Below are 13,444 nucleotides of genomic sequence, written 5' to 3'. Positions count from 1 at the left end.
TTTATTTTACCTCCTTTAGAGTTTTTAGAAGTTCTGCAACTTTTTCTGGAGTCATAGCAGGATGAACTTTTTCATTAACTGTTATAACTGGAGCAAGTCCACAGGCACCAAGACAAGAAACCGTTTCCACTGTAAACATTAGATCATCAGTGGTAACCTTTTCTTCTGAAAGATTTAACTCTTTTCTTAGTTTCTCTAATATTGGAATTGACTTTCTTACGTGACATGCTGTTCCATCACATACCTTTATTACATATTCACCTCTTGGTTCAAGTGAAAAATTTTCATAAAAAGTAGCTACACTATAAATCTTAGCTCTACTAATGTGAAGCTTTTCTGAAAGGTATGCAAATACTTCCTTTGGTAAATATCTATATGCTTCTTGAGTATCTTGTAATATTGCAATTATACTACTAGCTTTATATTCATGATTCTCTAATATTCTGTCTAAGGCACTATAATCAAATGTCTTATTCATAGTTTTCCCCCCTGGTATATTGTTAAATTATTATCATGTGATAATCTTATAACATCTCCTGGAATAATTCAATAGTGAAAATATTCACAAGTTTTCATAAACAAGTTTCACTTCCCTATTTCTTAACAATTTTGACTTAGTAACAATTTATTCCTTCAATAACCGAAATAAGATATTTTCATCTAAGCAATGAATTAATATTTTAATTTTATAGGTAGTTTTACTAAATAAATTTACTACTCCGCAAGGTATGTTATATTTCAATCTTTACAAGCTATATTAGAATATAAATTTATAAATATGTTTAGTTAAAAATATATCTATAAACTTTTCCACTGCTTGCGAATTTTTTAACAATTGCAAGTACACAAATCAAATTCCTACTTAAATTTTAACTATTTGTTCACTATTATAAATAAACAAACTCTTAAACCAACACATTAATGAATACCCAAGTCTCTAAGACTTGCTTCAAAGGTTTATTTTTATTTAATTCACATTTTAAAGATAAGTGGTTGTTAAATAACATTTTTTCTTACAGCTTTGATACAAATTTATAAAATAGAACAAAGTAGGCATTTTATTAAAAATACCTACTTTGCTGCATTTAAATTATATGTAAGTGTATTAAATAATAAACAAATTCATTTTGAACAAATCAATTTTGTTCAAAAACTTTAGGAGCATATTTTGATAAACAAAGGCACTTTATTATATCACTGCAAATACCTAAGCTAATCACCTGCCACTTAAAGAAACTCAAAGAGTTAAAGTTCCCTAATCGTTGTTAAATCTTATCACTTACTTCGTATATATATCAGAAAATTCAATGTATAATCTCTCTTCATACTTAGACTTAGCTACTTCTTTGCTTATTATATTATTTTTTTGTTCTTCTTCACTTAATACTTTCACTGGAAGAGTTATAATAAACTCACTTCCTTTATTTATTTCACTATTAGCAGAAATCCAACCTCCATGCATTTCCACTAAGGATTTTACAAGAGCAAGACCTATTCCACTTCCTTCATTTTGCCTTGTAATTGATTTATCTACTTGAGCAAAACGTTGAAAAATAAAATCTAGCTTATCCTTAGGGATCCCTATACCAGTATCTCTTATAGATATTTCAATAAAATCCTCCTTATCATAAATGTTCACAAAAATAGTTCCATTCTTAGGAGTAAACTTTATTGAGTTAGATAAAATATTCAGGATGATTCTTTCGATTTTTTCCTCATCAAAAGCCATTATTTTTTCTTCAACTTCAGTATCAAAGATAAGTGTTATTTCATGAGTTTTTATATATTCGGCTACAGATTGAGATATTTCTTCTATTGTATAGACAATATCATCATTACACAAATTTAGATTTAAATATCCACCTTCCACTTTTGTAGTATCTATCAGATTATTAATTAATCTAAGCAATCTAAGAGAGTTCTGGTTCATTATGGAGAAATAATACTGAATTTTTTCATCCGCTAAATTTCTTGACTTATCTAGTGATAATAATAGTTGTATTGTACTAGAAATAACATTTAGTGGTGTTCTAAGCTCGTGGGATATATTGGCAAAAAATTCTGTTCTTAGATTTTCATATTCAATGAGTTCCTCCACTCGCTTGGTATTTTTCTCATTATTAAGACTTAAGTTTTCCACTTGCTTGTTAGCGATTGTTATCTCATCTATCAAACTCAAGGCTTTCGTTACAGAATCTTTTAATGTTAGTAAAGTATTTACTCTTGAATTAAGCTCATACTTATTGAAAGGTTTCTTCAAATAATCATTTGCACCACTTTTAAAAGATAGAATTAAGTTGTCTAAACTACTATCTGCCGTCATTATTAAAATTGGCAATTCAAAAAGTGAATAGCTTTTTCTAATAATCTCACAAACCTCATAACCAAGGAGGTCTGGCATCATCATATCAAGGATTACCAAATCTATGTCCTTATGTTCTTCAATGATTCTTAGTGCTTCTTTTCCGTTGAAAGCATCTAATAACATATAATCGTCTGAAGAAAAATGATTTTTTAACACCTTCACATTTACATACTCATCATCAACTATCAATATTTTATGTTTTCTTGTAGCCTCACTGCTGAGTTCATGCTTTTCTTTATAATCACCAACATTAATACTCCTTTTATGTTCCTCCATGCTTTTCAACGAGTTAGGATATATTAGGTCATTGCTCTTATAATCATCTACCCTTGACACTCTGTAGTCATCTCTTTCAATTATCTTGTGTTCATTTATTCCTTCAGCTAAATACCCTATAGAGCTACAATCTACACAAGTCTCCATACTGTCTTGTGTACATAGAGGAAGAGTAAAAACAAATTTAGTTCCTTTACCAACTTTTGAAGTTGCAAAAATAGTCCCACCGTGTAGTTCTACTATTTTTCTTGTGATATATAGTCCGAGTCCAGTGCCTCCATACTTTTCAGAAATACCTTCTACCTGCTCATAAAGGTTAAAAATTTTACCAATTTTCCCTTCTTCTATTCCAATTCCAGTGTCCTCTACATATATTTGCAGGAAATTTCCTTGTTTGTTATATCCCACGGTTATTTGTCCTTCATGAGTAAATTTCACTGCATTACCTATTAGATTATGAAAAATTTGTTGTATCCTACTTTCATCACCAAAAACCATGGGTGTATTCATATCTAACAAGTTCCATATAGAAACATTTTTATTATTACTATAAGCTTCTGAAAATTTAATAACAATATCAACAACTTTTGTAATATTCACAGGCTTTTTATTTAACTTAATTTCATTATTTTTCAAGCTCGAAAATATTAACATATCATTAACCAAGTTGGATAGCCTTTTAGCACTTGAATTAATTAAATTTAAGTCATAAATTTCATTAGAACTTAGCTTGGTGTCATGACTACTTACTAGAGTTTCCGATAATCCTATAATTCCATTCAATGGAGTTTTTAACTCATGAGATGTTACTGCTAAGAATTCATCTTTAAGTTTATTTAAGGTTTTTAAACTTTCGCTTGTATCTTCAACCTTTGAAAATGCCATACCTTGTCTTTCTGCTAAGACAAAATAATTTGCTAATATAAAAGCTAGTATTCCCAAGGCAGCGAATGACCCCGTTATTATAATACTGTACTCGTATAAGATATCGTTTATTCTTGCTATAAACAAGGCAAAAACTCCTGCTACAGCTATGTATTCACTTTGTCCTTTTTGAAAATACAATTGGGAAATTTTTATCATTATATGAATAAGCATAAAAATTGCAAGTATTTCAAAAGGAATTATGTATTGCAAGTACAGTCCATAAGGAAGAAGTAGGACAATTGCTGTATATATACCAATTGACCAGTTTGATAACTTAACAAATCGCTCCTCCAGTATGTTGCCATAGCAATGGTTAATGAATAAAACTATAAAAGGTATATAAATGTAAAAAGTCCATACTTTTATTTTCCCCGAAATTACATATCCAAAGTTAGGAAATAAGGACATCAAAAACCCCTCTCCAACAAAAACAGTTCTAACGGCTACTATTATACAGACTAAGGCAAAGTAAAGAGAAGCTTTATCTTTTCTTCTTATATGAAATATTCCTAAACTATATATTGCGGCTATTACTGAACATCCAAAAAGAAATAAATCAAAGGCCAATTTTCTGTCTCCATATGCCTTCATTTGTTGGGAATTTCCCATCAGTATAGTATCTATAAATCCATACTGATTATAGAAATTACTTACCTGCAAAGTAAGATATACCTCTCTATTTTCTACATGGAAAAAACCTAGCTTTGGAGCTAGTTCTGGTACCATTTCTTCCTTGCTTTCTCCTACTTTGCCAGCTAACATTACTTCATGATTATTAGCTAAAAGCTTATATGCACTTTGGATAAAATCAATCTTAACTGAAAAGAGATCTACTTCATCATCGAAAAGAAGTTTTACTCTATATGTACCATACCCTTTATTAGGAAAAACTCCGGGAATACTGGCATATTTAAAATCGCTTTGTATATTGTTTTCAAAATCCTTTGGTGAAAGAATTTGATTTTCGTAAAATTCCCACTGACCATCTAATCTTACCATTCCATCTTCTTGAAAATCCCACTGCCGTAAATCTAGTACTCCATTTTCTGCTTTTGGTACAGGTTTACTTGTATTATCAATATTTATACTACCTTTGATTATGAAAACAAAGATAATAAGTGTTGTTACAAGCAATCCAACAAATTTTATTTTAATAACTTTTTTAGACATCATAATATAATCCTTAATCCCCCCTCTATTTGTTCCCATAATTTTAATAATATATAGTATGCAATAAAGACACTTCTTAAATATAGTTAATTCTTTCTTGCATTCTCTTTAATATAAGTTGCTTAAAACTTTCCTATAATGTATAAATAATACTTCAAATTATTTATTATACAATTATATATTCTGCCTAGGTTGAAGCCTTAAAGTTTAAAATTTAGCTTATTTAGTTCCTAGAAAACGTATTTTCACTACCAAATTGTATAGCTTGATATTTATAAAATTATTATAACATCTCAATAATTATAATAATATATATTATTATATATTAATTATTATAATGTATTTATTATTGGTTAATATTTGCATATATTTAACGAATTGTACAAAAATCTATTTTATTTACAACTTTTCACAAGAAACAAAACCCAAGGATTTGTCCTTGGGTAACAATATTTTTCAGCTATAAATTTACCATAGTTTTATATTTCATTAAGCCCTATTATTTGTTCTGTAGTATAATGTATTTATAAATCCTATATTCTACTTTAGCGTTATTCTCTTCCGCTAATAAGTTTTTCAGCCATTTCATTTGCTATTTCATCACATGCTTTAAAACTCTCTTCTTTTGGCGATGATTTAGCTTCAACTGAAGGTCCCACTTGTTGCCACTTCATCTTTTGGGCAAATAGGCTTAAATTTGAAACCCCGCCACCACTCCAGGTTGAAGTTCCAAATATACCTAGGTACCTATTCTTTAGCTGAGAGTTTTCAATTTTATGAACTACGGTCTCCATTGATGGAAATAGCCCAGTGTTATAAGCACAGCTACCTAATATTAACCCTTTAAATCTCCAAATATCACTAATTATATAAGATACATGAGTTTTAGAGGCATCATATATTCTAATATTTTTTATTCCCTTTGTTGATAATTGTCTAGCAATATGGTCTGCCATTTTTTGAGTGTTGCCATACATAGAACCATAAACAATAACAACACCTTCTTCTGCCTCACCCCTAGACCAAAGATCATAGTACTTTATAATAGTATCTGGATTACTTCTCCATACCGGTCCATGTGTTGGTGCTACCACTTTAATATCAACCGTCTCATCTTTTAACTTTTTTAAAGCCTTTTGCACCATGGCACCGTATTTGCCTACAATATTAGAGTAATAACGTCTTATTTCATCGGTATAAAACTCTAAGTTTACTTCATCATCAAAAATACCCCCATCTAAAGTTCCAAAACCTCCAAAAGCATCACCTGTGAAAATAACCTTATTTTTAATCTCATAGGTCATCATAGTCTCTGGCCAATGAACCATTGGTGTTAAATAAAACTTCAGCTGATGACTTCCTAAGTTTAAAATATCTCCATCATCGACTACATGATAATTTTCCATTTTCCCATAAAAACTTTCTAAAATGTCAAAGGTTTTTTTATTTCCTACGATAGTAATATTAGGATATTTTTCTGTTATTTCCTTTATTGCACCAGAATGATCTGGCTCCATATGGTTGATTATTAAATAATCAATAGTTTTGTCACCAATTTGACTTTGAATTTTCTCAATAAAATCACCAATTTTAGTATTCTTAACAGTATCTATTATTGCAATCTTTTCATCATTAATTAAGTAAGAATTATAAGAAACACCTTTATCTAAGGGCCACAAGTTTTCAAACAAGTAGGTTTCTCTATCATTTACTCCTATATAATATATATTATCGGTTATGTTCGCAGCATTTATCATACTTTACCCCCTATAAAATGCTTAGTATAATAGAAATTATATCATAATTTATTATTATTCCACAATAAAGGTAGAATTATCTTCCCATGTCCAGTTAGGCTTTAAGTACTTTATGTCTTCAACTAATTTATATAATGCCAAATCCTTCATTTTTGCTTCTATCATAACATCAAAATCCCTATTAAGATTTATAGCTTCTTCAATAAACTTCACAAAATCTTCTCCATGTATATAGTCCGAATGTTTTCTATCATTATGAAAATCTCGCGGTGTGGAATAATGAATCTTAGGATTAAGCTTTTCTTCATCCCAAGTATGAAAAGCACCTTTTAGCATATCAATTGTATTTTCCCCTTGGTTGTTACAGCTATGGTGATGCACATCCAATACCATAGGTCTTTGTATCCTATGACAAAGTTCTAAAGTATCCTTAGCAGTAAAAGTTTTATCATCATTTTCAATAATTAATCTGTTTTTAATGTCATTTGGCAGGGTTTTAAAGTTTTCAACAAACCTGTTTAGAGCTTTTTCCTTTCCACCTTCCCCACTGCCAACATGAATAACCATTTTTCCTTCCGGATAATCTATATCATTAAATAAATAAGAATGAAACATAAGATTTCTAATTGTATTTTGTACTACCTGTGGCTTTGAACTATTTATAACATTAAACTCATCTGGATGAGTATCAACTCTTAAGTTGTTATTTCTTATATAGTTTCCTAAAACTTGAAAGTATTTTTTAAAAACCTCTCTATAGTTCCAACCACTCACCTCTGGATGAGTAGCCAGGGGCACTAAGGCAGAAGTAATTCGATAAAAATGTATTTGTTTCTCCACATTGTACTCTAAAATTTTGTATAAATCATCCAAATTAGTTCTAGTAACAGTTTTTAGTTTAGCTAATTTCTTTTCTTCACTATTTAATTTACTATAATAAGAGTAAGTTACATTACTTGATGATGTAACCTTTGGTAGTTTAAGTGCTATTGCAACATATCCTAATCTTACTTTCATAGGGCACCTCTCAAAGTCTTAATAATACTATTTTAGGACAGTGAGTTATTTATTATTCATAGCCTAATTAAAAGCTGTTATGTAAATAAAACTTACAAATTTCATGAATTTAATTATTCAAAAGAAATCCTTTTCCAATCTGTAAAATTAACAAAACAAAACTCTATATAACCTTTTCCTAATGATTACATAGAGCTTTGCTACTTAGACTTTTATTATTTTCTTAACACTATTTACATGATTAGCTAAAGGGTATTATAGAACTATATTTCTAGCTTTAAGTCTAGCAATAGCCTCTTCAACCTTAAACATATCTTTAAGCAATACATTAGCAGGTGTTATAACATTCACTTTGCCATTATATTTCATAAAAACACATATAGCTTTTTGTTCATTTCCATCCCTTTTCCAATCTACATTGCCATAAAACACATGGTAAAATATATCCCCCTGATCATTATGGCTACTCTGAACTTCTTCAAAATCAATTTCCTTATAAACTTTCCCACTTATAAGTTTTCTTTCCACAATATCCTCCAGATAGAATTAATTCTCTGATATATATTATGCATTTAATTTTGAAAATAGTATTTATGCACACCTTTTAGTTATTATTACTTACTTTTATTACCATTTTCTAACACCATTGCTCTACAGCTATTTTTAATTGTTTCTAATTTAAATTCTCTAGTTTTACGAGTTATAGCTATAAAATCAAACTTTTCACCACTAACATGAGTTACAAATCTCTCCATAGAAGCAAGACAACTAACTAGACCATTACCACTGCCCCCAGCTGCTGCAACACAAATTATTGGTTTTCCATTGAAGATACTTCTTTCCTTCTTCCATGCTTCACATCTTCTTATTCTATCAGTAAAGTTTTTCATAGATTCGCTCATTTCTCCCCAATAAACTGGAGTAATAAAAATAAAGTTATCAACTTCTTCCATTTGTTTGTGAATAACCTGAAATTCATCTTCTATAATACACTTATGCATATTTAGACATTGCCCCCAACCATTACCACAGCTTTGACAATGATTAATATTTACCTTGTTCAAATCAACAATTATTGCATCTGAATTTCCTTCTAAACAACCAACTTTAGCATACTCCCCACAGGTTGCTGTTAACCCATTTTCATTTGGACTACTAGTAAATATCATGGTTTTCATTTTAAATCCCCCTAAGTTTTATAGCATTAAAGCTTTATAATTATAGTTTTTCGTTAATTAAGTATATCTATAAATAAAGTCTGCAAAATTAATACTTACCACCACTAATCCAGTTTATATCAATTTATCACTGATATTTTATCATATATGTTCACAGATCACTATGATAATTTGTGTATACCTTCATTTTTTAGCATTGTTTTCATAGTATTTAATTTGAACACAGAAAGTTTATCTATATATTTTAAATCACCCATTACTATGACAAAATAGGAAAAGAAATTAGAATTCTCATATGTTAATCTTAAAATATAAATTAGCGATTAGTCTGTAAAATTTATTGCAATAACTAAATCCCTAAATCTTAAAAATTATATATAACCCTTACCTGTTTACAACTATATCCGTAAAACACAAAGGAGGTAATTTAATGGCAAATAAACTTTCTCCATATAAAACATACTTAATTTTTTCTATTTTTTCTGCTTTATTCTTTTCAATGGTTTTTACCGTAAGCATGGTTTACCAAATTGAAATAGTGAAGCTCAGTCCATTACAATTAATACTTGTAGGTACAACCTTAGAAACGACTTGTTTCCTCTTTGAAATCCCAACAGGAATTGTAGCAGATATCTATAGTCGCAAACTATCAGTTATTATTGGTGTTATTCTAATTGGTCTAGGATTTATGTTAGAAGGCTTTATTTCAACTCTGACTTCAGTACTTATAGCCCAAGTACTATGGGGTATTGGATATACCTTTATAAGTGGAGCCTTAGATGCTTGGATTGCTGAGGAAGATAAAAGTATACCCTTGGATGAAATTTATATAAAAGGAAGTCAAGTATCTCAAATAGGTTCTGTAATAGGTATTATCCTTGCCACTATAGTAGGAAATTTCTCTCTTAGACTACCAATAGTAATAGGTGGAACATTATTTTTAGTATTATCAGCTTTTTTATTTCTTTATATGCCTGAACATAACTTTAATCCCTCTGCTCCAGAGAATTTAAATACCTTTAAGAAAATGAGTCATACCTTATTTTCTAGTATGAAAGTTATTAAAAGCAATAAAATAATAATTCTAATTCTTTCAATAACGTTATTTTATGGCTTATCTAGCGAAGGATATGATAGACTTTATACGGCTCACTTTTTAAAGGATACAACGCTCCCCACTCTAGGTAACCTTCAACCTGTAACTTGGTTTGGCATATTCGGAATAATAGGAATGTTATTAAGTGCTATAGTAATTCAATTAGTTATAAAGAAATTTCATAGTTCAGAGAATACAAGTAAATTTAAAAATATTGGTTTGCTTTTAGCTATAAACATATTTTTCATACTTTCTATGATAATATTTGCAATTACTAGAGATTTTAAATTGATGCTTATTGGTTATTTGTCAACAAACACTTTTAGAACTGTCAATGAGCCAATATTTAATGGATGGCTAAATAACAATATAGAGGCTAATAGTAGAGCTACGGTGCTATCTACTAATGGTCAAATAAACGCCCTAGGGCAAATACTAGGCGGTCCTCTTATTGGTATAATAGCAACAAATTTTTCAATTAGTGTAGGGATATTATCAACTGCGCTTTTATTAGTACCAGTTTTAATCTTATACTCTCTATGTCTTTTTAGAAATACTGCTTCATCCATTGTAATTGAAGAAAAACCAAAACTTTAAAAGATTCTAAAAGAAAAAGTTCCTTAGATTTAGTACTATTTACTAAAACTAAGGAACTTTTCTTTAATGTTATTTAAGCTTGTACATAATTCTATTATGCAGCTTCAGTCTTATTTTCTTCTTTGTTTGATTTTCTAGCTATTAATGGAAGTATTAATCCTAATCCTAGTAGTACTACTGGAGTTAACACATTAAGTGTCATCTGGAACTTCCACTGGCTAGAGAACATTTCTACCCCTTTAGGGAACATTCCCATGATACAAGCAAAAGCAGTAAATCCAAAGCACCATAATCCCATTATGAAACCAACTGTTTTATTTTTAGTAAACTTGTAAGTTGATTCGAATCTTCCTTCTGCAGCCTTCTTTAATGCCATGTAAGCAAAGAATACCCATAAATATCTTAATGGCATAACTACTGCATTAAGTCTTAATAACCAGTTAAATAATGATGTCATATCGCCTATTCCAAAAGCTGGAACTATTATAAGAATTCCAACAAGAACAGCTGTCATTTTATAACCATTTATAGGTGTTCCATTTTCATTAACTTTTGTTAATGCTTTTGGTATAAATCTACTATCAACGTCAGCTAATAAAACTTTTATTGGCGCATCAATTGAGAAAGCTAATGCTGAAATTTGTGCCATCATATTAGCAAGAGCATATATTACTAAGAATAGATTTCCTACTCCATAGTATTGTCCCAATTTTTGGAATGAGTAATAAGCACCATTCATCATTAAGTCTTTTGGAATGTTATTTGGATCAAACATCATTCCCATTGCAAAAGTTCCAAGTAAAGCTGTAACAGCTACCATCACTGCAAGTGCTATCATTCCTTTTGGGAAATCTTTTGATGGATTTTTCATATTGTTAACATATGGTGATATCTTCTCGCATCCACCAACTGCAAATACCAATATAGCTAAACTTGTTAAATACTCAAAATTAAAATCTGGCATTAAATTTTTCATACTAAAATCAATGCTATAAGTTTGAGCACCAGTTATTGCAGGAGCTGCTATAGCTAAAACAACATAAAGAAGTGACATAACAAACATTGATGTTCCTGCTATAGTACCGATTCTTTTTATTGAGCTTACACCTTTTGATGATATCCAAAGGAATGCTAAGAAGATAACTAAGCATATTAATTGAAGTATCATTGGATTCATACTCTTTACTAAGCTACCATCTTGTTTTACAGCCCATCCTAAAGCTATTAAAACTCCTTGTGGTTTCTGAGCTAGATAAGGAACGTGAACTACCCAGTATGTCCATCCCGCTAAGAAAGCTAACTTAGCTCCAGAAGTTGTTCTAATCCAAGAACTAACTCCACCTTTACCTTCTTTAAAAGTTGAACCCATTTCTCCTACCATCAGAGCATATGGTACAAAGTATAATGCAAACATTAATATCCATGAAATAACTACTTTCATGCCTTGAGTTGCGAAACCGTTTACTACGTTTCCAAAGCCCCAAACACTTACGAAAGCCATTAATGCAAGGTTATTCCAACTTAATTTTTTAGTGTTGTCTGACATGGAACCTTCCTCCTTGAAAAATAATTTTTAAAATACCGAATAATTATACAAATCATTTCGTTGTTCATTATATTAGCATGGTTCAAATTCATTTGCAACGACATTTTAAAACACGTTTCCTCCTTTTTCGTAACCTTAGTTACACTTTTGACAGATGAAAATTTCTTAGCTTCAATTGACATTTATTGCAGTTAATTTATTACATTCTATAAAGTAAAATAAATTTTTCTTGTTATCTATTAATATTCTTAATAGGAAGTGTACCAGCCCACCACTTTACCCAAGTAAAGCATCATACCCAATGAAGATAGTTATTGTCTTATGATTTTAATATGTTTTTATAACATTTTAATTCTATTAAAATGTTATAAAATAAATAATTTCATCTTTTATTATTTATTTTTTAGAATATTGCGTATTTTAAAATTATACAGATTTGCTTTATATTTTCTCATAATTCTCACATAACTTTTCTTTAACTTGTAACTAAAAAATTTCACTTATGATTTTCATTTAGTTCCCTTAGTTGCTAAAGTGTTTTTTCAGTGTTATAATATTTACAGGTGTATATACACCTGTAAATTAAATTATGGAAGTGATATTTATGTCATTAATAGAAAATATAATAAAACTAAAAAAAGAAAAAAATGCTCTAATATTAGCACATTATTATCAAAGACCAGAAATACAAAATATTGCAGATTATGTTGGAGACTCCTATTATTTAAGTAAAATTGCGAAAGAATCTCCAGAGCAATTAATAGTATTTTGTGGCGTAAGATTTATGGCAGAAAGTGCTAAAATACTTTCTCCAGAAAAAACTATTCTTTTACCTGCCCTGGATGCTGGTTGTCCTATGGCAGATATGGCTGAGGTCGAAGCTCTGGTAGAGTTAAAAAAACAGCACCCTAACGCTGCTGTGGTTTGTTATATAAACTCTACTGCTGAAGTAAAGGCCCACTGTGATGTGTCTGTTACTTCTTCAAATGCTGTGAAAATTCTAAATAAAATGGACAAGAAAGAAATTATATTTTTACCTGACAAAAATCTTGGCTCTTATTTGTCAGAACAAATGCCTGACAAAAAATTTATACTTTGGCCTGGTTTTTGTATAACTCACAGGAAAGTAAATCCTTCTAACATAGCAGATATAAAAAGAATTAAACCTGATGCACTTGTGCTTTCACATCCTGAATGTGAAAAAGAAGTCAGAGCTCTTTCTGATTTTATAGGAAGCACTTCAGAAATAATTGAGTATGCAACCAAGAGCAATTTAAAGGATTTTGTTATAGTAACAGAGCAAGGGGTACTGCACGAACTTAAAAAGAGAAATCCTGATAAAAACTTTTATACTCCTGGTAATACTATGACCTGTGTCAACATGAAAAAAACAACTCTTGAGGATGTATATGATTGCCTTCTCAATTTAAATAACTCTATTGAAATAGATGAGGAAATCAGAATAAAAGCTTTAAATTCCTTAGTTAATATGCACAACTATGCGAGGTAGTAAAA

General features: G+C 29.8%; 9 protein-coding genes. 2 read left to right on the top strand and 7 right to left on the bottom strand.

What is annotated here, in order from left to right; all coding sequences use genetic code 11:
* Position 1: 1 nt before the first annotated feature.
* The 6 genes from J2Z44_RS03415 to J2Z44_RS03390 all read right to left on the bottom strand — a co-directional run bounded on the left by J2Z44_RS03415 (position 2) and on the right by J2Z44_RS03390 (position 8,690).
* The gene (locus J2Z44_RS03415; protein ID WP_021285070.1) at positions 2-478 is read right to left on the bottom strand and encodes a complex I 24 kDa subunit family protein; all 477 of its coding nucleotides are present in this window, start codon (positions 476-478) and stop codon (positions 2-4) included.
* 801 nt (positions 479-1,279) lie between these two features.
* Entirely contained in the window at positions 1,280-4,741 is a 3,462-nt protein-coding gene (locus tag J2Z44_RS03410) for an ATP-binding protein (protein WP_209649341.1), read from the bottom strand.
* A gap of 548 nt (positions 4,742-5,289) precedes the next feature.
* The gene (locus J2Z44_RS03405; RefSeq protein ID WP_021284320.1) at positions 5,290-6,495 is read right to left on the bottom strand and encodes an FprA family A-type flavoprotein; all 1,206 of its coding nucleotides are present in this window, start codon (positions 6,493-6,495) and stop codon (positions 5,290-5,292) included.
* A gap of 54 nt (positions 6,496-6,549) precedes the next feature.
* Complete coding sequence (uvsE, locus tag J2Z44_RS03400) at positions 6,550-7,512, bottom strand: UV DNA damage repair endonuclease UvsE (RefSeq protein WP_021284321.1); 963 nt, start codon at positions 7,510-7,512, stop codon at positions 6,550-6,552.
* 255 nt (positions 7,513-7,767) lie between these two features.
* Positions 7,768-8,040 carry a hypothetical protein gene (locus J2Z44_RS03395; protein ID WP_021284322.1) on the bottom strand — a complete coding sequence of 91 codons (273 nt, stop codon included), beginning with the start codon at positions 8,038-8,040 and terminating at the stop codon, positions 7,768-7,770.
* Between the two features lie 86 nt (positions 8,041-8,126).
* Positions 8,127-8,690, bottom strand: coding sequence for a flavodoxin family protein (locus tag J2Z44_RS03390; RefSeq protein ID WP_021284323.1), 564 nt, complete (start codon positions 8,688-8,690; stop codon positions 8,127-8,129).
* A gap of 430 nt (positions 8,691-9,120) precedes the next feature.
* Here J2Z44_RS03390 and J2Z44_RS03385 point away from each other — a divergent pair, with 430 nt between their 5' ends.
* Positions 9,121-10,383, top strand: coding sequence for an MFS transporter (locus J2Z44_RS03385; RefSeq protein WP_209649340.1), 1,263 nt, complete (start codon positions 9,121-9,123; stop codon positions 10,381-10,383).
* A 94-nt stretch (positions 10,384-10,477) separates the two neighbouring features.
* On the opposite strand, the gene J2Z44_RS03380 is transcribed toward J2Z44_RS03385, so the two are convergent.
* Positions 10,478-11,929: an amino acid permease gene (locus tag J2Z44_RS03380; protein WP_021284325.1), complete on the bottom strand. Its 1,452-nt coding sequence runs from the start codon at positions 11,927-11,929 to the stop codon at positions 10,478-10,480.
* 604 nt (positions 11,930-12,533) lie between these two features.
* Here J2Z44_RS03380 and nadA point away from each other — a divergent pair.
* On the top strand, positions 12,534-13,439 hold the full coding sequence (gene nadA / locus J2Z44_RS03375; RefSeq protein ID WP_209649339.1) for a quinolinate synthase NadA: 906 nt from the start codon (positions 12,534-12,536) through the stop codon (positions 13,437-13,439).
* The last annotated feature ends 5 nt before the right edge of the window (positions 13,440-13,444 follow it).

It is taken from the genome of Clostridium punense (genome assembly GCF_017874425.1).
Classification (GTDB): Bacteria; Bacillota; Clostridia; order Clostridiales; family Clostridiaceae; genus Clostridium_J; species Clostridium_J punense.
Note: the sequence above shows the minus strand (reverse complement) of the source record. Positions and strands in the feature narration are given on the sequence as shown.